The organism is Mycobacterium hainanense (assembly GCF_041890355.1).
GTDB lineage: Bacteria > Actinomycetota > Actinomycetes > Mycobacteriales > Mycobacteriaceae > Mycobacterium > Mycobacterium hainanense.
Genome location: NZ_CP169059.1, coordinates 408,069 through 429,964, shown reverse-complemented (window position 1 = coordinate 429,964; position 21,896 = coordinate 408,069). Strand labels below are relative to the sequence as shown.

The 21,896-nt window shown below is 68.9% G+C and carries 24 protein-coding genes, 1 tRNA gene and 1 other RNA gene; 16 read left to right on the top strand and 10 right to left on the bottom strand.

Translation table 11 applies throughout. The features are described from left to right. Positions 1-14 precede the first annotated feature (14 nt). Positions 15-737: a class I SAM-dependent methyltransferase gene (locus ACEL92_RS02090; RefSeq protein ID WP_374026048.1), complete on the top strand. Its 723-nt coding sequence runs from the start codon at positions 15-17 to the stop codon at positions 735-737. On the opposite strand, the gene ACEL92_RS02085 is transcribed toward ACEL92_RS02090, so the two are convergent. Then, positions 734-1,171 (bottom strand): SRPBCC family protein, encoded by a 438-nt coding sequence (locus ACEL92_RS02085; protein WP_374024019.1) that lies wholly within the window; start codon positions 1,169-1,171, stop codon positions 734-736. The two genes, ACEL92_RS02090 and ACEL92_RS02085, sit on opposite strands and share 4 nt — an antisense overlap. 124 nt (positions 1,172-1,295) lie before the next feature. Between ACEL92_RS02085 and ACEL92_RS02080 the strand changes: the two genes are divergently transcribed. After that, positions 1,296-2,642, top strand: a complete 1,347-nt coding sequence (locus ACEL92_RS02080) for an FAD-binding oxidoreductase (RefSeq protein WP_374024018.1) — start codon at positions 1,296-1,298, stop codon at positions 2,640-2,642. Positions 2,643-2,647: 5 nt separating this feature from the next. Further along, positions 2,648-3,955: a class I SAM-dependent methyltransferase gene (locus ACEL92_RS02075; protein ID WP_374026047.1), complete on the top strand. Its 1,308-nt coding sequence runs from the start codon at positions 2,648-2,650 to the stop codon at positions 3,953-3,955. A gap of 6 nt (positions 3,956-3,961) precedes the next feature. Here the strand turns inward: ACEL92_RS02075 and ACEL92_RS02070 are convergent, their stop codons facing one another. The 3 genes from ACEL92_RS02070 to ffs all read right to left on the bottom strand — a co-directional run bounded on the left by ACEL92_RS02070 (position 3,962) and on the right by ffs (position 7,349). Further along, complete coding sequence (locus ACEL92_RS02070) at positions 3,962-5,785, bottom strand: DNA polymerase III subunits gamma/tau (RefSeq protein ID WP_374024017.1); 1,824 nt, start codon at positions 5,783-5,785, stop codon at positions 3,962-3,964. A 108-nt stretch (positions 5,786-5,893) separates the two neighbouring features. Then, positions 5,894-7,186, bottom strand: a complete 1,293-nt coding sequence (locus tag ACEL92_RS02065) for an aminotransferase class I/II-fold pyridoxal phosphate-dependent enzyme (protein ID WP_374024016.1) — start codon at positions 7,184-7,186, stop codon at positions 5,894-5,896. 68 nt (positions 7,187-7,254) lie between these two features. Beyond that, positions 7,255-7,349: signal recognition particle sRNA small type (ffs, locus tag ACEL92_RS02060), an RNA gene on the bottom strand. Between the two features lie 65 nt (positions 7,350-7,414). Here ffs and ACEL92_RS02055 point away from each other — a divergent pair. Beyond that, positions 7,415-7,500, top strand: a tRNA-Ser gene (locus ACEL92_RS02055). Positions 7,501-7,594: 94 nt separating this feature from the next. After that, positions 7,595-8,410: a hypothetical protein gene (locus ACEL92_RS02050; protein WP_374024015.1), complete on the top strand. Its 816-nt coding sequence runs from the start codon at positions 7,595-7,597 to the stop codon at positions 8,408-8,410. A 22-nt stretch (positions 8,411-8,432) separates the two neighbouring features. On the opposite strand, the gene ACEL92_RS02045 is transcribed toward ACEL92_RS02050, so the two are convergent. Genes ACEL92_RS02045 through ACEL92_RS02035 form a run of 3 tightly spaced genes read right to left on the bottom strand, consistent with a single transcriptional unit; the run spans position 8,433 to position 9,696 of the window. Next, positions 8,433-9,176, bottom strand: coding sequence for an enoyl-CoA hydratase/isomerase family protein (locus tag ACEL92_RS02045; RefSeq protein ID WP_374024014.1), 744 nt, complete (start codon positions 9,174-9,176; stop codon positions 8,433-8,435). Between the two features lie 15 nt (positions 9,177-9,191). Then, a complete protein-coding gene (locus ACEL92_RS02040; RefSeq protein WP_374024013.1) occupies positions 9,192-9,572 on the bottom strand; it encodes a hypothetical protein in 381 nt (126 codons plus the stop codon). After that, positions 9,541-9,696 (bottom strand): hypothetical protein, encoded by a 156-nt coding sequence (locus ACEL92_RS02035; RefSeq protein ID WP_374024012.1) that lies wholly within the window; start codon positions 9,694-9,696, stop codon positions 9,541-9,543. Before ACEL92_RS02035 ends, ACEL92_RS02040 begins: the two co-directional genes overlap by 32 nt. A 19-nt stretch (positions 9,697-9,715) precedes the next feature. On the opposite strand from ACEL92_RS02035, the gene ACEL92_RS02030 reads away from it, so the two are divergent. The 3 genes from ACEL92_RS02030 (at position 9,716) to ACEL92_RS02020 (ending at position 13,327) form a co-directional block, all read left to right on the top strand. Next, complete coding sequence (locus tag ACEL92_RS02030; RefSeq protein WP_374024011.1) at positions 9,716-10,195, top strand: lipoprotein LpqH; 480 nt, start codon at positions 9,716-9,718, stop codon at positions 10,193-10,195. 94 nt (positions 10,196-10,289) lie between these two features. After that, positions 10,290-11,984 carry a hypothetical protein gene (locus ACEL92_RS02025; RefSeq protein WP_374024010.1) on the top strand — a complete coding sequence of 565 codons (1,695 nt, stop codon included), beginning with the start codon at positions 10,290-10,292 and terminating at the stop codon, positions 11,982-11,984. Continuing rightward, positions 11,981-13,327 carry a CHAT domain-containing protein gene (locus ACEL92_RS02020; protein WP_374024009.1) on the top strand — a complete coding sequence of 449 codons (1,347 nt, stop codon included), beginning with the start codon at positions 11,981-11,983 and terminating at the stop codon, positions 13,325-13,327. Before ACEL92_RS02025 ends, ACEL92_RS02020 begins: the two co-directional genes overlap by 4 nt. 3 nt (positions 13,328-13,330) lie before the next feature. Here ACEL92_RS02020 and ACEL92_RS02015 read toward each other — a convergent pair whose 3' ends face one another. Next, on the bottom strand, positions 13,331-13,630 hold the full coding sequence (locus tag ACEL92_RS02015) for a hypothetical protein (protein ID WP_374024008.1): 300 nt from the start codon (positions 13,628-13,630) through the stop codon (positions 13,331-13,333). Between the two features lie 84 nt (positions 13,631-13,714). Here ACEL92_RS02015 and ACEL92_RS02010 point away from each other — a divergent pair, with 84 nt between their 5' ends. Genes ACEL92_RS02010 through ACEL92_RS02000 form a run of 3 tightly spaced genes read left to right on the top strand, consistent with a single transcriptional unit; the run spans position 13,715 to position 17,252 of the window. Beyond that, on the top strand, positions 13,715-15,028 hold the full coding sequence (locus tag ACEL92_RS02010) for a hypothetical protein (RefSeq protein WP_374024007.1): 1,314 nt from the start codon (positions 13,715-13,717) through the stop codon (positions 15,026-15,028). Further along, entirely contained in the window at positions 15,025-16,155 is a 1,131-nt protein-coding gene (locus ACEL92_RS02005) for a hypothetical protein (RefSeq protein WP_374024006.1), read from the top strand. The genes ACEL92_RS02010 and ACEL92_RS02005 overlap by 4 nt, the downstream gene beginning before the upstream one ends. Positions 16,156-16,184: 29 nt before the next feature. Then, positions 16,185-17,252: a dihydrodipicolinate reductase gene (locus ACEL92_RS02000; protein WP_374024005.1), complete on the top strand. Its 1,068-nt coding sequence runs from the start codon at positions 16,185-16,187 to the stop codon at positions 17,250-17,252. 90 nt (positions 17,253-17,342) lie between these two features. Here the strand turns inward: ACEL92_RS02000 and ACEL92_RS01995 are convergent, their stop codons facing one another. Beyond that, a complete protein-coding gene (locus ACEL92_RS01995; protein WP_374026435.1) occupies positions 17,343-17,504 on the bottom strand; it encodes a hypothetical protein in 162 nt (53 codons plus the stop codon). Positions 17,505-17,565: 61 nt separating this feature from the next. On the opposite strand from ACEL92_RS01995, the gene ACEL92_RS01990 reads away from it, so the two are divergent. The 4 genes from ACEL92_RS01990 (at position 17,566) to ACEL92_RS01975 (ending at position 20,801) form a co-directional block, all read left to right on the top strand. Continuing rightward, on the top strand, positions 17,566-17,739 hold the full coding sequence (locus ACEL92_RS01990; RefSeq protein ID WP_046182002.1) for a CsbD family protein: 174 nt from the start codon (positions 17,566-17,568) through the stop codon (positions 17,737-17,739). Beyond that, positions 17,736-18,449 (top strand): cutinase family protein, encoded by a 714-nt coding sequence (locus ACEL92_RS01985; RefSeq protein ID WP_374024004.1) that lies wholly within the window; start codon positions 17,736-17,738, stop codon positions 18,447-18,449. The genes ACEL92_RS01990 and ACEL92_RS01985 overlap by 4 nt, the downstream gene beginning before the upstream one ends. 28 nt (positions 18,450-18,477) lie before the next feature. Beyond that, a complete protein-coding gene (locus ACEL92_RS01980; protein WP_374024003.1) occupies positions 18,478-19,461 on the top strand; it encodes an NAD-dependent epimerase/dehydratase family protein in 984 nt (327 codons plus the stop codon). A 176-nt stretch (positions 19,462-19,637) separates the two neighbouring features. After that, entirely contained in the window at positions 19,638-20,801 is a 1,164-nt protein-coding gene (locus ACEL92_RS01975; protein ID WP_374024002.1) for a zinc-binding dehydrogenase, read from the top strand. Here the strand turns inward: ACEL92_RS01975 and ACEL92_RS01970 are convergent. Next, positions 20,785-21,171 (bottom strand): PPOX class F420-dependent oxidoreductase, encoded by a 387-nt coding sequence (locus ACEL92_RS01970; RefSeq protein WP_374024001.1) that lies wholly within the window; start codon positions 21,169-21,171, stop codon positions 20,785-20,787. The genes ACEL92_RS01975 and ACEL92_RS01970 overlap by 17 nt on opposite strands. A 140-nt stretch (positions 21,172-21,311) precedes the next feature. On the opposite strand from ACEL92_RS01970, the gene ACEL92_RS01965 reads away from it, so the two are divergent. Then, positions 21,312-21,896: a TetR/AcrR family transcriptional regulator gene (locus tag ACEL92_RS01965; protein ID WP_374024000.1), complete on the top strand. Its 585-nt coding sequence runs from the start codon at positions 21,312-21,314 to the stop codon at positions 21,894-21,896.

The window sequence follows — 21,896 nt, the reverse complement described above, 5'->3', positions numbered from 1 at the left end:
TCGACTTTGCAAACATGCCCCGCGGCGGGCCGGACGCTTCCTGGCTGGACCGGAGGTTGCAAACGGATCGGCTGGAGTACCTGGACCGTGACGACGTCGACGATCTCAAGCGCAAGGTGATCGCCGCGCTCGACCGCGCCGAACGACGTCGGCCCCGCACGCACGAGGGCCTGGCCCGGGTGGCGCTCGCCGAGGTGGCCGATGTGCCCTCCCCGACGATCCTCGAACTCGGGGCCGGGTTCGGCGGTCTGTCGCGCAGGCTGCTGGCCAATCACTCCACGGCGCATGTGACGGTCACCGACGTCGATCCCGCGTTCGTCGCCGAGGTCGCAGCCGGCGACCTGGGGGCCCACCCGCGCGCCACGGTGCGGCAGATGGACGCGACCGCGATTGACGCCCCGGACGGACACTACGACCTGGCGCTGTTCGCGTTGTCGCTGCACCACCTGCCGCCCGAGCAGGCCGCCCGGGTGTTCGCCGAAGGGACCCGCGCGGCGAAGAAATTGCTGATCATCGACCTTCGTAGGCCCCCGGCGCCGCTGCACGTCGTGGTGCTCGCGGCGGTGCTCCCGTTCACTCGACTCGTCCCGTTGGCACACGACGGGGTCATCAGCTCGTTACGGGCCTACAGCCCGTCGGCCCTGACGGCGCTCGCGGAGCATGCGGATCCGGCGATCAAGATCGAGTTCCGCACTCGGGCGCTCGGCCCGACGGTGGCAGTCGCCAGTCGCGCCTAGCCCTCCAGCTCCCGCTTGAGGTTTTCCAAAACCTCGCCCTGAATCCTCTTCAATCCCAGTGGTGCAAAAGTCTTTTCGAAGAATCCCTTGACGCCGCCTGCGCCGGTCCAGGTGGTCTTCACGGTGACGCTCGAGCCGGGTCCGGCGGGGGCCACCGTCCAGTTGATGATCATCGACGAATTCGCGTCCTTCTCGATCACCGAGTGGCCGGCGACGTCGACGTTGACCTGCACGTCGCGGACGCGCGACTTGGTGGCCTGCAACTTCCATCTGGCCACCGTGCCCGCCCCCTGACCGCCCTGTAACACCTGGTAGTCGCTGTACTGCGGGGACAGAATTTTCGGACGCACCGTCTCATAATCCGCGACGGCCGCCAGGGTGGCGGCCGGCTCAACATTCACCAAAATCGTGCTCGCAGCACTCACCTGTCCCAAAACAACTCCTGAAGCTATGCCCGCCCGCACGCGGGTGCACGGGCTGTGGTCGAAGACTAGGGTATATGTGGTGCCTGCCTCTGGATCTGCACTCTCGGCGCACAAGTCGGGCGTTGACCGGTTGATGGCGAGTTATCGATCCATCCCCGCGACGTCGGTCGTCCGGCTCGCCAAACCAACGTCAAATCTGTTCCGCGCCCGCACTAAACGCGATGCCCCCGGCCTGGACACATCGGGCCTGACCGGCGTGCTGAATGTCGATCCCGAATCCCGTACCGCGGACGTGGCCGGCATGTGCACCTATGAGGACCTGGTCGCCGCGACCTTGCCTTATGGCCTTTCACCGCTGGTCGTCCCGCAGCTGAAGACCATCACACTGGGCGGGGCGGTCAGCGGCTTGGGCATCGAATCCGCATCGTTTCGCAATGGCCTACCGCACGAATCGGTGCAGGAGATGGACATTCTCACCGGCGCCGGCGAGTTGCTGACCGCGTCGCGCACCCAGCACGCCGACCTGTTCCGCGCCTTCCCCAATTCCTATGGAACGCTTGGCTATTCGACCCGGCTGCGGATCGAACTGGAGCCAGTCGCGCCGTTTGTGGCATTGCGCCATGTCCGCTTCCGCTCGTTGCCCGCGCTGGTCGCGGCCATGGAACGCATCATCGACACCGGCGGCCAGGGCGGAACACCGGTCGACTACCTCGACGGCGTGGTGTTCAGCGCGGACGAGAGCTACTTGTGCGTGGCCCGGCGAACCACTACCCCCGGACCGGTTAGCGACTACACCGGCAAAAACATCTACTACGAGTCGATTCGGCACGACTCCCCCGGCCCCGAACTCGCGCAAGAAGCCACCAAGGACGACCGGCTGACGATGCATGACTATTTCTGGCGCTGGGACACCGACTGGTTCTGGTGCTCGCGGGCGTTCGGTGTGCAGAACCCCCGGTTGCGGCCCTGGTGGCCGCGCCGCTACCGGCGTAGCAGCGTCTACTCCAAGCTCGTCGCCATGGACCAGCGTTTCGGTATCGCCGACCGGATCGAGAAGCGCAAGGGCCGTCCCCCGCGCGAGCGGGTGGTCCAAGACGTAGAGGTGCCGGTCGAACGGACCTGCGAATTCTTGGAGTGGTTCCTGGACAACGTGCCTATCACCCCGCTCTGGCTGTGCCCGCTGCGGCTGCGCGACCGCGAGGGCTGGCCGCTGTATCCGATGCGGCCCGACCACACGTACGTCAATGTCGGCTTTTGGTCTTCGGTGCCGGCGGGCACCACGGAGGGTGGAACCAACCGGACGATCGAGGCGAAGGTGAGCGAACTCGACGGGCACAAATCGCTATATTCCGATTCGTATTACGCCCGCGAGGAATTCGACGAGTTGTACGGCGGCGAGGCCTACAACACGGTCAAGAAAACCTACGATCCCGATTCCCGTCTCCTCGACCTCTACGCAAAGGCGGTACAACGGCGATGACTTCCATCAGCGAGACCAAAGAACCCCACCGCACCACCGGAAAGCTCAGCATGGCGGAGATCCTGGAGATCTTCGCCGCCACCGGGCGCCATCCCCTCAAGTTCACCGCCTACGACGGCAGCACCGCAGGCAGCGCGGACGCCGAGCTGGGCCTGGACCTGCGGACCCCGCGCGGCGCCACCTATCTGGCCACCGCTCCCGGCGAGTTGGGCCTCGCCCGCGCGTACGTGGCAGGCGACCTGGACCTGTACGGCGTCCACGCCGGAGATCCCTACCAGCTGCTCAAGACGCTGACCGACCGGGTCCAATTCAAGCGGCCGCCGGCGCGCGTGCTGGCGAACGTGGTGCGATCGATGGGGCTGGAGCGGCTGGTACCGGTCGCCCCGCCGCCGCAGGAGACGCCGCCGCGGTGGCGTCGGATCGCCGACGGGCTGGTGCACACCAAGACCCGCGACGCCGAGGCCATCCACCACCACTACGACGTCTCCAACACCTTCTACGAGTGGGTGCTCGGCCCGTCAATGACGTACACGTGCGCGGTGTACCCCGACGCCGATGCGACGCTGGAAGAGGCCCAGGACAACAAATACCGGCTGGTCTTCGAGAAGTTGCGGCTGCAGCCGGGCGACCGGCTGCTCGACGTCGGCTGCGGATGGGGCGGCATGGTCCGCTTCGCCGCGCGACGCGGCGTCCGGGCGATCGGCGCAACCCTGTCCGGTGAGCAGGCGAAGTGGGCGCAGCGCGCGATCGAGCGGGAGGGGCTCGCGGACCTCGCCGAAGTCCGCCATTCCGACTACCGCGACATCGCCGAGGGCGGATTCGACGCCGTGTCCTCGATCGGGCTGACCGAGCACATCGGCGTCAAGAACTACCCGGCCTACTTCGGGTTCTTGAAGTCCAAGCTGCGCACCGGCGGTCTTCTGCTCAACCACTGCATCACCCGCCACGACAACAAGTCGACGTCCTTCGCGGGCGGCTTCACCGACCGGTACGTCTTCCCGGACGGCGAGCTGACCGGCTCGGGCCGCATCATCACCGAGGTCCAGGACGTCGGCTTCGAGGTGCTGCACGAGGAGAACTTCCGGCACCACTACGCGATGACGCTGCGGGACTGGTGCCGCAACCTGGTCGAGCACTGGGACGAAGCCGTGGCCGAGGTCGGCTTGGCCACCGCCAAGGTGTGGGGCCTGTACATGGCGGCCTCGCGGGTGGCCTTCGAGCAAAACAACCTGCAGCTGCACCATGTGCTTGCCGCCAACGTCGACGCGCGCGGCGACGATCACCTGCCGCTGCGGCCCTGGTGGACGCCCTAGCGCGGGTCAGGCGTTATCGATCCGGCGGGCCCCGAGCTCATTCTGCAGCAGTTCGAGCGCGACCTCCTCGGGGTCGCGGCGCAGCTCGGACGGCTCAGCGCGGCCAGCCTCGGCGAGCATGTGTTCCTCTTCGTCGCGCTGGGCCACGTCGGGCGTGGGCTCGGCGGCCCTCGGCGCCGGCGGGGCCGACTCGACCGGCGCCGCGGTGCCCACCTCGCAGCGCACCCGCCAGTTGACGCCCAGGGCGTCCTTGAGCGCCTCGGCGATGACGTCGGCGTTGCGCTGTTCGCACAGCCGCTTGGCCAGCGGAGCCGAGGAATGGGTCAGCACCAGCGTGTTTTCCTCGATCGCGCGGACGGTCGCGCCCGCCAGCATGACCTCGGTGGTGCGGCTACGCTGTCGCACCTTGTCGCGCACCGTCGGCCACATGGTTCGCACCGCGGCGGCGTTCAGCTCGCCCGGCGCGCCCACGGCTTCGGGGGCCGGTGCCGGGACGGGTTCGGGGACGGCGGGCGCCGGGACCGATTCGGGGACCGCCTCCGGCATGGGTGCGGGCGGTGCCGACCTGGGCGGGGCAGCCTCCCGGGGCCGGGTGACCTCCCTGCGGGGGCGCCCGGGCGTGGCGACAACCGGCGGTGGCGGCTGCGCGGCGACGGCCTCGGAGGCGGGAATGGACATGTCCAGCCGGGTTTCGATCCGCTCGACGCGCTGCAGCAGCGCCGACTCGGTGTCGCTGGCCGAGGGCAGCAGCAGCCGCGCGCAGACGACCTCGAGCAGCAGGCGCGGGGCCGTCGCGCCCCGCATCTCGCCCAGCCCCCCCTGCACCACCTCCGCGTAACGGGTCAGCGTGGCCGCCCCGAGGCGGGTCGCCTGGTCGCGCATCCGCTCGAGCACGTCCTCGGGGGCGTCCACCACGCCGCGACTGACGGCGTCCGGAACGGCTTGCAGCACGAGGAGGTCGCGGAACCGCTCCAGCAGGTCGGTGGCGAAGCGCCGGGGGTCGTGGCCCGCATCGATCACCGATTCCACGGCACCGAAGAGCGCCGCGGCGTCCGACGCGGCCAGGGCGTCCACCGCGTCGTCGATCAGCGCGACGTCGGTGGCGCCCAGCAGCCCGAGCGCGCGTTGGTAGGTGACGTGGGCACCCTCGGCGCCGGCCAGCAGCTGATCGAGCACCGAGAGCGTGTCGCGCGGCGACCCGCCGCCGGCGCGGATCACCAGCGGGTACACCGCGTCGTCGACGACGACGCCCTCCTGCTCGCAGATCCGCCCGATCAACGCCCGCATCGTCTTCGGTGGCAGCAGCCGGAACGGGTAGTGGTGGGTGCGCGACCGGATGGTCGGCAGCACCTTCTCCGGTTCGGTGGTGGCAAAGATGAAGATGAGGTGCTCGGGCGGTTCCTCCACGATCTTGAGCAGGGCGTTGAAACCCGCGGTGGTCACCATGTGCGCCTCGTCGATGATGAACACCCGATAGCGCGACTGTGCCGGCGCGTAAAAGGCGCGGTCCCGGAGCTCACGGGTGTCATCCACGCCGCCATGGCTGGCGGCATCCAGTTCGACCACGTCGATGCTGCCGGGGGCGTTCGGGGCGAGCGCCGTGCAGGATTCGCAGACCCCGCACGGGGTGGCGGTCGGGCCCTGCGCGCAGTTCAGCGACCGGGCCAGGATGCGCGCCGACGACGTCTTCCCGCAGCCCCGGGGGCCCGAAAACAGGTAGGCGTGGTTGATCCGGCCGGCCTCCAGGGCGATCGACAGCGGTTCGGTGACATGCTCCTGCCCCACCACCTCGGCGAAGGTTGCCGGTCGGTACTTGCGGTAGAGGGCCACGGTCAGCAGGCTACCGGCGCGGGGTGACTAGAGCGCGGCGGGCTTTGCGTGTGCGGCAGCGGCTTCCAGCGTGCACCTGCGGCGCACTCGCGCGGCGTGTCGTCGCGCTCAGCTCACACTCGATGCGGCGGAGACGAGCAGCGACTCCGAGGCCGCCAGCAGCGCGCAGGTGGCCAGCCCGTCGACCGCGTCACGCAGGTCGGGCAGCGACGGGAAGGTGGGCGCGATTCGGATGTTCTTGTCCTCCGGATCTTTTCGGTACGGGAACGAGGCGCCCGCCTCGGTCACGGCGATCCCCGCGTCCTTGGCCAGCGCCACGGTCCGGCGCGCCGTCCCGGGCAACACGTCGAGGCTGATGAAGTAGCCGCCCTGGGGCTCGGTCCACGTGGCGATCTTGGAGTCGCCCAGCCGCTTGTCCAGAACGTCCAGCGCCAGCTCGAATTTGGGGGCCAGTATCTGCTGGTGCCGCAGCATGTGCAGGCGCACGCCGTCGGCGTCGCGGAAGAAGCGCAGGTGCCGCAGCTGGTTGACCTTGTCCGGACCGATCGACTTCTTCGCTGCGTATTGCAGGTACCACGCGATGTTGCCCAGCGATCCGCCCAGGAAGCTCACGCCGGCACCGGCGAAGGTGATCTTTGACGTGGACGCGAAGACGTAGGGGCGGTTGGGGTTGCCGGCCTTGGCCGCCAGCCCGAGCACGTCGACCTGACGGATGAATTCGTGCGTCAGGGTGTGCACCGCGTAGGCGTTGTCCCAGAACAGCCGGAAGTCGGGGGCCGCCGTCCGCATCTGGACCAGCCGACGCACCGTTTCCCACGAATAGGTGATCCCGGTGGGGTTGCCGAACACCGGCACGGTCCACATGCCCTTGATGGCGGGGTCGGCGGCGACCAGCTCCTCGATCAGGTCCACGTCGGGACCGTCGGGCAGCATAGGGACGGGGATCATCTCGATGCCCATCGTCTCGGTGATGGCGAAGTGCCGGTCGTAGCCGGGAACGGGGCACAGGAACTTGACGCTCGCTTCGTCCTTCCAAGGGCGCTGCGAGTCGACTCCGCCGTACAGCATCGAGAAGGCGACCAGGTCGTGCATCAGCTCCAGGCTGGAGTTGTTGCCGGCGATCAGGTTCTGCACCGGGATGCCGAGCAGTTCCCCGAAGATCGCCCGCAACTCGGGCAGGCCGTGCAGGCCGCCGTAGTTGCGGGTGTCGGTGCCCTCACTGTCGCGGTAGTCGTCGCCGGGCAGGCTCAGCAGCTGGTTGGACAGGTCGAGTTGCTCCGGCGCCGGTTTGCCGCGGGTCAGGTCCAGCGCCAACTTCTTGGCCTGCAGATCCGCGTAATCCTGTTGGTTGCGCGCGTGAGCGGCGGCGAGCTCTTCCGGGCTGAGGGAATCCAGCGACACGGTGGACCCTTTCGCTGTCGAAGGCGGTGGACGTCGGGGTCATGCGGTGGACGAGCCTGCGCCCCGACATTAGGGGACCCCGCGCACCCGACAGAGCCCATTGACCCTTGCTGCCTTCCGGCCCTGGGGGAGTTCACAGGATAGACGCCGCGCGGGGTCCATCGCGAGTGTAATACCTGGCGCGGAGCGAGTGGCGGCCGCTATGGCGGCCTCGGTTACCATGGCCACGGAGGATTCGCCTAGTGGCCTATGGCGCTCGCCTGGAACGCGGGTTGGGTTAACAGCCCTCGCGGGTTCAAATCCCGCATCCTCCGCAATGGGTCCGCCATGCGGACAAAGCGCGAATCGGTATGCATTCGGGTTGGCCGCCTTTAGGCTGGCGTGAACTCAAACAGCACGAGGAGGGGTATGGGGCGCAAGATTGCCGTGCCGTGGCACCTGCTGTTCTCCCTCGTCGCCGGCGCCCTCTACTTCTTTTTCGTGTTGCCTCGTTGGCCGGAGCTGATGGGCGACACCACGCATTCGTTGGGGACGGCCCTGCGTATCACGACGGGTGCGCTGTTCGCCTTGGCCGCACTGCCGGTGGTGTTCAACCTGTTGCGGGTTCGCAAGCCGGAGCTGGGGACCCCGCGCCTGGCCTTGACGCTGCGGGTCGCCTCGATCGTCTGCCATGTGCTGGCGGGGGTGCTGATCATCGGCACGGCGATCAGCGAGATCTGGCTCAGCCTGGACGCCGCGGGGCAGTATCTGTTCGCCATTTACGGGGCGGCCGCCGCGATCGCGCTGCTCGGGTTTTTCGCCTTCTACCTGTCGTTTGTCGCCGAGTTGCCGCCCCCGCCGCCGAAACCGATCAAGGCGAAGCAACCCAAGAAACGTCGGCTGCGCGGCAAGAAGGGCGACGAGGCCGAAACCGACGAAGACACCGAGGCCGCCGAGGAGACCGAGGCCGAAGACACCGAGGCCGCCGAAGACACCGAGGCCACCGAAGAAGCCGAGGCCGGCGAGACGGAGGAGGCCGAGACCGTCACGGCCGAGACCTCCGAGGCCGCCGAGCCGGAGGCCGCGGCGGAACCCGAAGCCGCCATCGAAGAGCCGACGAAAGAGCCCACCGGGGAGACCGAAGAAGGCCAGGCCCGATTGCGCAACCGTCGCCCGACGGGGAAGGGGTCGCACCGGATGCGGCGCCGGCGCACCAGGGGCGGGGTCGCCCTCGACGAGGAATAGGACGAGGAATAGCCGGACCTGATCAGTCGCGGCGCCGCAGGCGCTCGACGTAGGCGGCGATGCGTTGCTGGGTCTCGTCCGCGCCCCACATCTGACGGACCTCGTCGTCGATAGCGCCCCCTTCGCGAATCCTCGCCATCGCAGGGGCCCGCAACTGGGTTTTGGTCTGGCGATAGGCGGCGGCGGGGATGCCGCCGAGATCTGATGCCTCCGCCACGGCCTCTTCGAGGAGGTCGTCGGCGACCACGCGATGAGCGAGTCCACGAGCGACGGCCTCGGGCCCCCGATAGTTGCGGCCAACCAGCAGCACTTCCTCGGCGTGGTCACCGCACGCGTAGCGCATCACCTCCAGCGCCGCCACCGGGAACGGCACCCCGACGCGCACCTCGGCCGCTCCGATGGGCGCCTCGGGCGCAATCAGCCGGCGGTCGCAGGCACAGGCGAGCACGCAACCGCCGGCGATGGCGGCGCCGTTGATCGCCGCGACGGTCGGTCCCGGATAGGAGAACATCGCCTCGAACGCCGCGGACAGCGCCGGGACCAGCCGGTCGGTGTAGGCGGTGGCCCCGTCGACCACGCGGTTGAGGTCGACCCCGGCGCTGAACGCCCGGCCGGCTCCGGTGACAACCAGCGCGCCGGCGTCCGAACGCCCGAGATCACGAACCGTCGAGGTCAGTTCTTCGAGCAGCTCGACGTCCTGGGCGTTGACGGGACCCGACGAAAGGGTCAGCACCTGCACGGCTTCCACGGTCTTGATGTCGATCATGGTCACATCCTCGGGTCAGCGGCTCACGGCCGCGATGACGACCGGAATGTCGGTGTTCTCGTCGGTGTGGTAGCTCGCGCACACGCGGTGATAGCCGTCCGCGACCTGCAACGGGGCTCCGGTCGCGAAGTCGCCGCGCACCAGCAGGATGGGCGACAGCGGTTGCCCCTTCTCGATTTTGGTCAGGTCCGCGGCGACGTGCGGATTGTCGACGGGCAGTAGACCCAGCCGGGCCGCACGCAGGATGTCCTTGGCCTTGCGGTGCGTGACGGCGCCGGCCTTCAACTTTTTGATCACCTTTTTTACGGTCGCCGGGTCCGCGAGCATGGTGAGGTAGTCCGCTGCCGCCGGAAAGTCATGGGCCTCAGGCTTTTCCAACCACTTCACGCTCAGCATCGCGGGCCTCCTTCGTCGCGCCGACCTCGACGCAGCCTACCGGCTCGACGCCGCGAAATTTGGGATCGGTAGCGAATCCGGGGGTTTGTACTTGCGCCATGACGACGCCATCGGGGCGGCGCATGGAGGAAGGAAATCGCAAGGTGAAACGACTTCTCGCAGCTGCGATTGGGACATTGGGCGCCGCTTCGGTGCTCGTGGGATGTTCCAGCGGCGGCCACACGGCCAGCCCGGCATCGAGCACGGCGCCCAGCGTCGCCCACGGCGGCGGGGCACAGGTCAAGGTTGGCGGCACCGACCTGGCGGGCCTGGACCCGGCCTCGGTGACCTGCGTCAAGACCGGCGGCAAGATCAACATCGGCAGTGGTTCCAGCGGCGGACGGCAGGCGCTCGCCGTCGTGATGAGCGACGAGGCCACCCCGAAGGTCGAGTCGCTGGCGATGGTTGTCGACGGCAACGCGCTGTCGGTCAGCAACAACATGGGTGCGAAGGTCGGCTCGGCCGACGTGGCGGTGGACGGCAAGACCTACACCATCACGGGCCAGGCGCAGGGCGCCGACCTGAAGAATCCGATGGCCGGAATGATCACCAAGGACTTCAACATCAAGGTGAGCTGCGGCTGATCGGTCACGAGCGGGCGGCGGACGTGCTCACTCACGCGTCCGCCGCTCGCCGCTTTCCCTCCCCCGACCATATCCGCGGACTTATGATGCAGCCGTGCCGATCCTCGACGAGTTGAACCGCGCGCGGCGCCTGGCGTACGCGGCCGACGAAGCCGGGGCACGCGATCTGTTGCTGTCCTTGATACCGCGCATCGAGCGGGAAGACCGGGACGATCTGATGCTCGAAGTCCTCGCCCAGCTCGGCGAGATCTACCTCGACCGCGGCGCGAATGACGGCGTGCGCGAATCGATCCGGCGCATTCAAGACTGCGTATCGGCTTACGCGAGCATGCCCGCCGACACCGACACAACGCGCATGATCCGTCGGTACTCGCGGCGGGCCCAGTTTCTGCAGGCCGGCTTGGCCGCGACGATCGGCGATCACGAAGGCGCGGCAGCGGCGCTGGTCCTGCTGGATGGCGACGACGAGCACGCGGATATTTCCGACCTGGCCGACGAACACGCGCGACTGCGAATCCACGCCAGGGTCCTGTGCGCGACCGCACTGTGCGAGGACGACCTGCATGTCCGGTCGGTTCCCTTGTGGGAGAACGTCGTTGGCGCCATCGAAGACTACGGTGGCGCGGGCGCGGGCGCCGACCACGTCCGGGTCGTCGCCGGCACCGGCTACGGCAGGTTCTGCGTCGAGACCGGCCGGCTATCGGAGGCCGACCCGTGGCTGCGCCGCGCGGAAGCCCGGGCCCAGGCCAACGGCTGGGAACTCGCCACGGCGCGAGCGCAATTGGAGCGTGCGGCGGCGTGCTGGGCGGCCAACAACCACGCCGCGACCGAGCAACTGGTTGCCCAGGCCTACCCCGTCATCGCCCGCCACGACCGGGCCCACGACGTCGCCCGCTGCTGGCTGTACATGGGGCTCGCTCGGCTGGGGGCCGGCGTGCTGGAAGCCGCCGACGAATGCTGGGAACACGCCGAGCGGCACTGGCGTAAATTGGGAAAGCCGCTGTATCTGCACCGTATCCTGTTGCAACGCAGCTGGATAGCGATCTTCTGGAGCCGCTTCGCCGAAGCGGTCGAGCTGATCGCCCAGGCCCGCGAACTGCTCGATTCGTCGCCGCGCAGCAGTTGGTTGCAGTACGCGCTGCTGGACAATCATCTCGGCACGGTGTGGCGCGCGGACGCATTGGCGGACCTCGGCTTCGACAGCTCGGGCGATCCCGACGAGACGCTGCAGGAGACCGAGGCGCGGCAGGCGGAGGGGCTCGGCATTCTGCACGGCGAGGTCGGCACCGAGAAATACCGGCGCGGCATGACCAAACTCCAGCAGGCCGCCGAGCTCAAGGTGCCGGCCGCGCTGGCCGTCGACTCGGTGCGGTATTCGATCGCCGACGCCGACGCGAGATCCCGCTGGGCCGCCAGCGTTTCCGGCCCCGTCCTGGCCGGCGCCTTCGCCGTCGCCTGGGAGTGGGAGAACACCGAGCTGATCAGTGAGCTCGTCGAATACCACAGCGCGCGAGGGACTTTTGATACCGGTGACCAACGGCCGCGCACAGGTGAGTGGGCTTCGACGGCTACCCCCGCGATCCTCGTCGACCCGGAGCCGGCGGCCGCTCTGGCGGCGGCCGGCCCGCGGGCCGCAGGTGGCGCATCGCTGACCCGGCTCGGGCCCTTGCCGCCGCTGCGGATGCAGCCGGACGCGGAGCCGATCCTGAGCCACTACCGTGAGTTGGCTTTCCAGCGCTACGGCCGCGCCGTCACCGCGGCCGAGGCCGCCTGGTCGACGTGGCCATGAGCGATGCCCAACGGACCACCCTGATCCTGAGGTACGCCGACGTCGGGATCGCCACCTACGCCAGCTTGCGGGTCGTCGGGGAGCCCTTGCGAACCGTCAACTGGGTCATCGAAGAGCCGCTGCTGCTGACCGCGCTGGAAGAGCTGGTCGGCGCCCTGCCCGAGCCGCACGGCTCCGAGGGCCGCCGTGACGCCATCGAGCGCGCGCTGACCACCGGGCCCTTCGCGGCGCCGGACAGCGAGTTGACACTCGCCTACATCCTCGGGGTGTTGCTGATCGGCACCCCGGGCTGGCAGCTGTTGAGCGAGTGCGTCGCCCAGCCGCGGGCGGTGTTGTTCGTCTCGCCCAGCGCGCGGTTGGCGCGGGTGCCGTGGGGACTGCTGGCGCTTCCGAAATCGGGACCCAGCAAGGAAGAATTGGTGCGCGCGCGTCAGGAGGCCATCACCGCCAGTGGCCGGGCCGCGGCCCGAATCCCCTGGCAGCTCGCCGATATCGGGAAACACACCGACGGCCACCGGCTGATGGAACTGGTCGACGTGTTGCTGGCGGTCCCGCCGAATATCGTGCACTCCTCGCGAGTGACGACCGGGTGGGCCGCCCGTAAGGACGGTCCGCCGCTCCTGATTCTCGACCCCCGGGTCCCGGGGCAGCGTCCGGACTCGGCGCTGGGGTCGGTGCTCGGCAGGCCCTCGCCGGCGACGCCGTTGGCGCGGTATTTCACCGACGTGCTGGAACGCCGGCCGGTGCTGCCGGCCGTCGACGCCGCGGTCGAATTGTTCCGCCGCCAGGATGCCGACCGTACTTGGCTGGCCAAGCTGCTGACCCTTGCCCCGAGCAGGCTGCTGTATGTGGGGCACGCCAGTTCCGCCGACGGCCAAGCCGATCGGGCCGCGCTGCACCTCGCCGACACCGCCGAAATTCCCGGCGACGCCAAGGCGATCGGTGATCACCGCCCGCTGACCGCCTCGGACCTAATGGGCATGCAGCTGCCGATGCCACCGCGGGTGGCCCTCTTCGCCTGCGGCTCGGGTGGGGACTACCAATTCGACGAGGCGACCGGGCTGGTCGCGGCGATGATCCTGGGCGGCGCGCAGTTGGTGACGGCCACCCTGTGGTCGCTGCCCACCACCGCGGCGTATCGCCAGTTCACTACGGCCACCGCCGATCCGATGGCCGACGCCGTGGTCGCCGTGGACCGCGCCCACGGCGCCGACGGCGACGCGGGGTGCGCCGTGAACCGGTGGCAGCGCGAACAGATGCGGCGCTGGCGCGACGGCGATATCACGGCCAGCCCGCTGTATTGGGGCGCGGTCGTCAGCTTCGCGGTCGACGGCGCCCGGTAGCGCTCACAGCGAGGCCACCCACGCCGCGTGCACTGCCAGCACGTCGTCGGGCAGCGAAAGACGTTCCCGCTCAGCGGGATCGAACGCCACCAGCACTACCAGACCGGGCCGCAGCAGCGAGACGTCGAGATCGTCGCCGCATCGGGCCAATTTGCCGATGAACGTCTCCCCGGAGACGGCGACCACCTCGATGAAAACCTGGCGCTCGACCGCGCGCACCGTGCCGACCCCGACGGCGCGGTCCACTGTGCCGCGACGCCGGGCGGACCGGACCCGGTCAACCAGTACTGACAGCTTGTTCATGCCTCCAAGGGTGCGGCCGCCGGCCCGCTACCGAACCCAAGTTTTCGGCTGCCGCGTTCGGCGCCATGCCCCTATTCTGTCCAGATGAGTGCGGATTCACAGCTGGCCGTGGCGGTCGGCCACCCCCGCCGGTCGGTGATCGACGCGGCGTGGCGGGCGATCGGCCCCGGCGTGGAGGTGCTCAGCAGCGACGACGGCGGGCCGCTGAGCCGCACCGTCAAACGCATCATCGACCCGTTGGTGCTCCGGTTGCGGTCCAACCCGCAGTATTCTGCACCCGTCGTCACCCCGGAGACGGCCGCCGCGATGCGTGACCTCATCGTCGGCAGCGCACCCGAATTGCGCTCGGCCGCAGCATGGTTCGAGGTGCTCAAGATGGAGCGGCGCCGCCGGCGCATCCGCACCGGAAACGCCCAGGAGCTGTACTTCCCGGTGTGCTTCGAGCTGGCGGTGACGAAAGGCCAACCGGCAGCGGAGAATCAAGAGACGGCGGCCGCGGTGCTGGAAGACGTCCATCAGGGTCGCGACCGCACCGCGATCGAGGTGCTGCACCAGTACGTGGCCGACTCCGACGTGGTGGCCAAGCTGGCCGACCAGCTCGACCGCAGCTGGCGCGACGTGCGAGCGGGCGACACCGTCACCGGCCCGTTCCTGGCCGAACTCGCCACCGTGCTCGGACCGGCCAACAGCCACCGGACCGCGACGGCGCGCCAGCGCGTCTGGTCGGCGATGATCACCGATGCCACGCCGTACAACCTGGGTGCCCTGGCCCGCATCGAGGCGGCGCAGCTGCCGTGGTCCATCGTGGAACTGGGGCTGAGTTCAGTTGCGCCGCAACGACCGCCGCGCGTCTCGGGCGGCGCCGATAGCGACCGGCCGCTGGACCGCAGCGTGGTGGACCGGGTGCGCGCCACCCTGCGCCGCGCCCTGGACCGCGACGCGCTGCCCGACATCCCCTTGTTGTGCGAGGAGGAGGTCGACCGGGCCTGCGCACCCTGGGGGCTGCTATCCGAGGACAAACAGGCCACGCTGGTCGCGGGCATCGAGATCGCGGTCGAGTTGGCCCCGCTGGACCCATCGGTCGCCAGCCGCTACGCCCTGGCGGCGCAGATCCAGGCGCGGCTGCGCAAGGAGGCCTACGTGCTGCACGCCCGCCGCTACCTCGCCGAGGGCGGCCCCATCCATCCGCGCCAACGGCAGGTGGTCGACGACCTGGCCGCCTACGCGCAGCCCTACCTGAGCCGGTTGTGGGCGCGGCTGCACGGGCGCGACGTGTGGCAAGAGCCCTGCGACGACGTCGATGAGGTGCGGTCGCTACTCGAAGGGGTCGCACGGTCGGTGAGCCTGGATCATCGCCAGCGGATCAAGGCGATGCTGGAATTGCAGGTGGCCGGATGAGGTTGAGCGCCGATTCCGGCCTGTGGAGCACCGGGCCCATCAGCGAGGCGACTCCGCTGGCCGCGGTGCTCGAGGTCAGCGGCGCGGTGCTGTCTTGGACCCTGGACGACCCGAACGATGCGGCGGCCCACATCACCTTCACCGATTTCGGCCGCGCCGACTGGCTCTGGCGGGTCCTTGGTGAGTCCGGACACGTCGCACTCGCTTCCGCGGTGGGTTCGGCGGACGAGCCCCGCAGTATCGATCTCGCCGGCGTGGACATCCTGCCCGGGTCGGTCGAGCCGCTACGCCGGTTGGCGGTGGGCCACTGGCTGCGGCGCTGGTGGCCCGCGAGCCGACAGGACGGCATCGCCGGCCTCGATCGCGCGCTGCTGGACCTCGAGGTCGCGGTGTTGACCGCCGGTGCGCAAAGCTTCTTCGCCGACGAGACCCTGGATTCCGACGTCGCCGGCTTGCTGGCGCCGCACGCCGACGCCCTGGTCGCGCACGTCGCCGACGGTGACCCACGCGCCCTGGATCTCGTGCGTGCGGGCGCCGCCCTGGCCGACGAATTGGGCGTGGACGGCCCCGGTTGGCCCGAACTGTTTGCCGCCCTTGACGATTCGGCTGGGGCGTTGTCCTTGCCGAGCGGCCGCCGAGACGACTACGCGCTGGCCGCCGGCGCGGACGCGGGTCCGCGCTCCGCGGCCCCGATCGCCCGCGGTGTCGCGTCGGTCCATTGGGGTGGGGTTCCGCCCGGGATCTTCGATGCGGGCGAGAACACCATCGACTGGACGATCGAAGCGAGCAGAACCGCGGTCGTCGCCCTCGTGCGGGTGGCCGTCATCGGACCGGACGCACCCACCGGCATCGGCGTGCGACTGCGCTCGGGAACCGTATCCGGCGCCGGCGCCCTGGACGCCGACGGCCGCGCGACCCTCCCCCTGACCGACGCCGGGCAACGCCCACTTTCGGAATCGGCCGCCTGGGATCACGACTGGTCGGCGGCGTCCGTGCTCGTCGGGGCCGAGACCGCGGAGTCGGCCCGCACCCGCGAGCGGGTGCGCCGGTGGTCGCGTGCGCGGCTGGACCGGCCGGCGGACGACGCCTTCCTCGCCGAGATATTGGCGGCCGAATCCGCCTACTAACCCGGGGCGCGATTCCCTATGCTGAGCGAGTGCCAAACACCTATCGCGTGGTTCAGTGGAACACCGGCAACGTCGGCAAGAGCTCGCTGAAGTCGATCGTCACCAATCCCATCCTGGAACTGGTGGGCTGCTATGCCTGGTCGGCGGACAAGGTCGGCCGTGACGCCGGCGACCTCGTCGGCATCCCGCCGCTGGGCGTGGCGGCCACCAACGACGTCGACGCGCTGCTCGCGCTCAAACCCGACTGCGTGGTCTACAACCCGATGTGGATCGACGTCGACGAGCTGGTCCGCATCCTGTCGGCCGGCGTCAACGTGGTGACCACCGCGTCGTTCATCACGGGCCACAACCTCGACGCCGGGCGCGAGAAGCTCTCGGAGGCCTGCGAGAAGGGCGGCTCCACCATCTTCGGGTCCGGCGTCAGCCCGGGTTTCGCCGAGCTGTTGGCCATCGTGTCGGCGATGGTGTGCAACCGGATCGACAAGGTCACGGTCAACGAGGCCGCCGACACCACCTTCTACGACTCACCGGAGACCGAGAAGCCGGTGGGCTTCGGCCAGCCGATCGACCACCCGGACCTGCAGGCGATGGCGCAGAAGGGGACGGCCATCTTCGGCGAGGCGGTCCGGTTGGTGGGTGACGCGCTCGGCGTCGAGCTCGACGAGGTGAAATGCGTCGCCGAATTCGCGCAGACCACCGCGGATCTCGAGATGGCGTCGTGGACCATCCCCGCGGGATGCGTTGCGGGCGTGTACATCAGCTGGCAGGGCACCGTCGGCGACACCACCTTGATCGACCTGAACGTGCGGTGGCGCAAAGGACAGACGCTCGAGCCCGACTGGAAGATCGAGCAGGACGGCTGGGTCATCAAGATCGACGGACAGCCGACGGTGACCACCAAAGTGGGCTTCCTGCCGCCGCCGTACTTCGCGGCCACCACGCTCGAGGAGTTCATGGACCTCGGCCACATCATGACCGCGATGCCCGCGATCAACGCGATCCCGGCCGTCGTCGCCGCGGCCCCGGGCATCGTCACCTACGCCGACCTTCCGCTGACACTGCCGCGTGGCAACGCCTATGTCGGCGTGGAGCGGTGATCGGCGTCGGCCAGGTGGGTCAGGCGGTCATCGGCGCGAGATCCCGAGCAGGATCGAGGCGATCGCGACCTGAACGCGGGGGTGTTTCGGCTAGCTCGGCGGCTCCGGGGGCTCAGGGCCGTCCACGCCGGGTGGGGGCGGGCTCGGCGAATCCCGCAAATACCGCCGCAACCGGAGCAGCTGATTGACCACGATGCCGACGCCCAGGAGCATCAGCCCCACGACTATTGCCACCACGATTGCGGCGCTCACGAGCTCCATGATGGCAGGGGTCGGGTTTCAACCTGTGCCAATGCGGGGTAGCCACACCGGCATGAGTAACGAAGACAAGCTGAAGAACAAGATCGAGGACCTGGGCGGCCGCGCCAAGGAGGCCATCGGCAAGGCGACCGGCGACCATGACACCCGGGACGAGGGCCGGGCCGACCAGGCGAAGTCCAGCCTGAAGGACGCCGGCGAAAAGGTGAAAGACGCGTTTAAGAAGTGAGCTGCCTACCGGGGCTGCGCCGGCTGTCGGTGCTCGCCGGATTGGCGGCATTGGCGGCTGGCGCCCTGGTGTCCAGCGCGCCCAGCCCGTGGGCGTCCGCGGATCCATCGTGTCCCGATGTGGAAGTGGTCTTCGCCCGCGGGTCGGGCGAACCGCCCGGCGTCGGCGGCATCGGTGGGTCGTTCGTGGACGCGCTGCGCTCGCAGCTCGGCTCCCGCTCGCTAGGGGTGTATGCGGTCAATTACCCTGCGAGCACTGACTTTTCGAACCCGAACTTCCCGCAGACCGTCGTCGACGGCATCCGTGACGCCAGCTCGCACGTCGAGGCCACGGCCAAGAACTGCCCCAACACCCGCGAGGTCCTCGGCGGATACTCGCAGGGCGCCGCGTTAACGGGGTATGTCACGTCGGCAGCCGTGCCGGCGGGCGTGCCCGCGTCTGCGGTGCCGCCGCCCATGCCGGCGGACGTTGCCAACCACGTCGCAGCGGTCACCCTGTTCGGCACGCCGTCGGGCGACTTTCTGCAGAAGTACCATGCGCCGCCGCTGGCCATCGGCCCGCTGTATCAGCCGAAGACGCTGGAGCTCTGCGCTCAGGGCGACCCGATATGCGGCAGCGCCGGCGGCGTCGACGGCTTCGCCGCGCACACCTCCTACGGGCTCAACGGCATGACGAGCCAAGCCGCCAACTTCGCCTCCAGTCATCTGTAGGCCGCCCGGGGCCTGCGAAGATTCCACTATGCGCGTTCTGATCACAGGCGGTACGGGATTCGTCGGCGGCTGGACGGCCAAAGCCATCAACGACGCGGGCCACGACCTGCGCTTTCTGGTGCGCAACCCCGCCAAGCTGGAGACTTCGGTGGCCAAGCTGGGCGTCGACGTGTCGGACTACGCCGTCGCCGACATCACGGACCGCATGGCGGTTCGCGAGGCGCTGGACGGCTGCGAAGCCGTCGTGCACAGCGCGGCCCTGGTCGCCACCGACCCGCGCCAGACGGCGCAGATGCTCACGACCAACATGCAGGGCGCCCAGAACGTCCTGGGCCAAGCCGTCGAGCTCGGCCTGGACCCCATCGTCCACGTGTCCAGTTTCAGCGCGCTCTTTCATGCCGGGCTGGAAGAGCTCTCGGCCGACCTGCCGGTGGTCGGAGGGGCGGACGGCTACGGGACTTCCAAGGCTCAGGTCGAGATCTATGCCCGCGGTCTGCAGGACGCGGGCGCGCCGGTGAACATCACCTACCCGGGCATGGTCATCGGTCCGCCGGTGGGTGACCAGTTCGGGGAGGCCGGCGAAGGCGTCAAGGCCGCCCTGCAGATGCATGTGATCCCGGGCCGGAGCGGGGCCTGGTTGATCGTCGATGTCCGCGATTTGGCAGCGTTGCACGCGGCGCTGCTCCAGCCCGGCCGCGGCCCGCGCCGGTACATGGCTGGCGGCCACCGCGTTCCGGCGGCGGAGTTGGCCAAGATGCTCGGCGAGGTGTCCGGGTCGGCCATGGTCTCGGTTCCGATTCCCGATACCGCCCTGCGCGTCGCCGGCGCGGTCATGGATCGCGCCAGCCGGTTCGTACCCTTTGATACGCCCTTCACCTGGGCCGGGATGCAGTACTACACGCAAATGCCGGCCTCCGACGATTCACCGAGCGAACGTGAACTCGGCATTACCTACCGGGCTCCGCAAGAGACTCTGGCTGACACGTTCGAAGCGCTACGCGCCGTCAGCTGAACCGGGCGCAGCGCGTCACTCTGCTGAGGGAACCACGTCCGCGTCCCACCACGACGGCATGGACTTCGGCTTCTCGCCAAAGCCGCGGCGCTCGACGACCTACCGGGTCCCGCTCGGTGCGCGCGGGACTGCAACCGGCTGGTCCCAAATCGGCCACCGTGTAGCAGGATCAAAGGATGAAGAGCGTCACGTGCAGCAACGCAGAACTCGAGGTAACCGAGGGGCCGACGCCCACCCCCGCCAAGGGTCAGCTATTGCTCGAGGTGCTCAGATGTGGCATCTGCGGATCCGATCTGCACGCCCGCCGCCACTGCGACGAACTCGCCGGCGTGATGGCCGAATCCGGGTACGACGCATTCATGCGTTCGGATCAGCAGGTCGTGTTCGGTCACGAATTCTGCGGCGAGGTGCTCGATTACGGGCCCGGCACCCGCAAGGCCCCACGCCCGGGGACCCGCGTCGTGGCCCTGCCGCTGCTGCGGCGCGGCAAGGAGGTGCACGGGATCGGACTCTCGACGATGGCGCCCGGCGCCTACGCCGAACAGTTGCTCGTCGAGCAGTCGTTGACGTTCGCCGTTCCCAATGGGTTGTCCCCCGAGATCGCCGCGCTGACCGAGCCGATGGCCGTCGGGTGGCACGCCGTCCGGCGCGGCGAGGTGGGCAAAGGCGACGTCGCGATCGTCATCGGTTGCGGGCCAATCGGTCTCGCGGTGATCTGCATGCTCAAGTCGCACGGCGTCCGCACCGTGATCGCGAGCGACTTCTCGCCCGGCCGCCGGGCGCTGGCGACGGCCTGCGGGGCCGATATCGTCGTCGACCCCGCGCAGGACTCGCCCTATGAGACCCGGGCCGGGCGCAAACACCTGCACGGCATCCTGGAGGCATTCGACCTTGCGGTGGGGACGATCGAAAAGCTTCAGCGGCTGCGGCTGCCGTGGTGGCATCTGTGGCGCGCCGCCGAGGCGGCCGGCGCCGCGACGCCCAAACATCCCGTTGTCTTCGAGTGCGTCGGCGTGCCCGGCGTCATCGACGGCATCATCGCCGGCGCACCGCTGTTCTCCCGGGTCGTCGTCGTCGGCGTCTGCATGGGTGCCGACCACATCCGTCCGGCGATGGCGATCAACAAGGAGATCGACCTGCGGTTCGTGCTGGGCTACACGCCGCTCGAGTTCCGCGACACCCTGCATATGCTCGCCGACGGCAAGGTCAACGTTGGGCCGCTGATCACCGGGACGGTCGGGTTGTCCGGCGTCGAAGCCGCGTTTGATGCCCTGGGTGATCCCGAGGCGCACGCGAAGATCCTGATCGATCCCAAGAGCGACGCTAAGCGGCCGGCCTGATTTCCAGGCCGACGTGGACCTTGTCGATGCCGCCTCGGAGGATCGAGTGGGCGTAGAACCACCAGGCGTGATACCAGTACCGCCGCAGCACGGCGTTGTAGACCCGCCGCGTCTCGGACTTCGGCAGCACCCGGGCGACTGCCTCGACCTCTTCGCTCTTGGGCTTGCCCAGCGCGGCGCTCTTGGCGATCGTGACCCGGGGCGTGTTGTTGATCCGCTTGGTTTTCCACGACCCGTCGTCGGTGATCACTAACAGCCTGTCACCGTCCGGGACACCCCAGATCGGCGTCGGCTTGGGGCGGCCGTCCTTGGTGAACGTCGTCAGCAGCAGGTACTTCGATTGGATGACGTCGGCGAAAGTGGGAGGCACAGCCTTCCTTCCGTTTCCTGAATGATGGGAACGAAGTTCCCCGACCACGCCACTTCCTAACCCTGCGTCCCGGGAGGCTAGAATTTGGGCGCTCGCCCAAGCTCAGGCCCGCCACGGTCCGCCGACAGGAACACCACACCATGACCGCTTCCGAACGACCGAAGGCGCGTGACTCCACGACGCGCGACATGCTGATCGACGCGACCATTGGGATCATGATCGACGAGGGCTACGCCGCGGCCACCTCTCGCCGGGTGGCGGCCGAGGCCGGCGTCAAACCGGCACTGGTGCACTACTACTTCCCCACCATGGATGAGCTTTACCTGAACGTCTTCCGCCGCGGCGCGGCCGCCTACCTGGAGCGCCAACAGCGGGCGCTCGCCTCCGACCGCCCCCTGCATGCCTTCTGGGAAACCCTCATCGAGCCGAAGGACACCCGCCTGCTGCTGGAGTTCATGGGACTGGCCAACCACCGCAAGGAGATCCGGACCGAGATCGCGGCCTGGTCGGACCGCTGGCGCGAAGTGCAGATCACCGCGCTGAATTTCATCGTCCGCGAGCACGGACTGGACACCGGCGATTTCCCGCCCGCCGGCATCGCGGTCATCATCGCGGCGATTGGCCGCATGCTGATCCTGGAGCAGGGACTGGGCGCCACGGCTGGCCACCAGGAAGCCGTGGCGCTGGTGAACCGGATCATCGACAGGTTCGAGATGCCAGGCTAA

What these genes read in the sequence shown, in the direction of transcription:
- ACEL92_RS02050 (WP_374024015.1), top strand. Translation starts at nt 7,595, where the DNA reads ATGGGGCGCAAGATTGCCGTGCCGTGGCACCTGCTGTTCTCCCTCGTC.
- ACEL92_RS02035 (WP_374024012.1), bottom strand. Translation starts at nt 9,696, where the DNA reads ATGCGCCGCCCCGATGGCGTCGTCATGGCGCAAGTACAAACCCCCGGA.
- ACEL92_RS02015 (WP_374024008.1), bottom strand. Translation starts at nt 13,630, where the DNA reads ATGAACAAGCTGTCAGTACTGGTTGACCGGGTCCGGTCCGCCCGGCGT.
- ACEL92_RS02010 (WP_374024007.1), top strand. Translation starts at nt 13,715, where the DNA reads ATGAGTGCGGATTCACAGCTGGCCGTGGCGGTCGGCCACCCCCGCCGG.
- ACEL92_RS01980 (WP_374024003.1), top strand. Translation starts at nt 18,478, where the DNA reads ATGCGCGTTCTGATCACAGGCGGTACGGGATTCGTCGGCGGCTGGACG.
- ACEL92_RS02045 (WP_374024014.1), bottom strand. Translation starts at nt 9,176, where the DNA reads ATGATCGACATCAAGACCGTGGAAGCCGTGCAGGTGCTGACCCTTTCG.
- ACEL92_RS02080 (WP_374024018.1), top strand. Translation starts at nt 1,296, where the DNA reads ATGGCGAGTTATCGATCCATCCCCGCGACGTCGGTCGTCCGGCTCGCC.
- ACEL92_RS02090 (WP_374026048.1), top strand. Translation starts at nt 15, where the DNA reads ATGCCCCGCGGCGGGCCGGACGCTTCCTGGCTGGACCGGAGGTTGCAA.
- ACEL92_RS02005 (WP_374024006.1), top strand. Translation starts at nt 15,025, where the DNA reads ATGAGGTTGAGCGCCGATTCCGGCCTGTGGAGCACCGGGCCCATCAGC.
- ACEL92_RS01975 (WP_374024002.1), top strand. Translation starts at nt 19,638, where the DNA reads ATGAAGAGCGTCACGTGCAGCAACGCAGAACTCGAGGTAACCGAGGGG.
- ACEL92_RS01965 (WP_374024000.1), top strand. Translation starts at nt 21,312, where the DNA reads ATGACCGCTTCCGAACGACCGAAGGCGCGTGACTCCACGACGCGCGAC.
- ACEL92_RS02040 (WP_374024013.1), bottom strand. Translation starts at nt 9,572, where the DNA reads ATGCTGAGCGTGAAGTGGTTGGAAAAGCCTGAGGCCCATGACTTTCCG.
- ACEL92_RS02020 (WP_374024009.1), top strand. Translation starts at nt 11,981, where the DNA reads ATGAGCGATGCCCAACGGACCACCCTGATCCTGAGGTACGCCGACGTC.
- ACEL92_RS01990 (WP_046182002.1), top strand. Translation starts at nt 17,566, where the DNA reads ATGAGTAACGAAGACAAGCTGAAGAACAAGATCGAGGACCTGGGCGGC.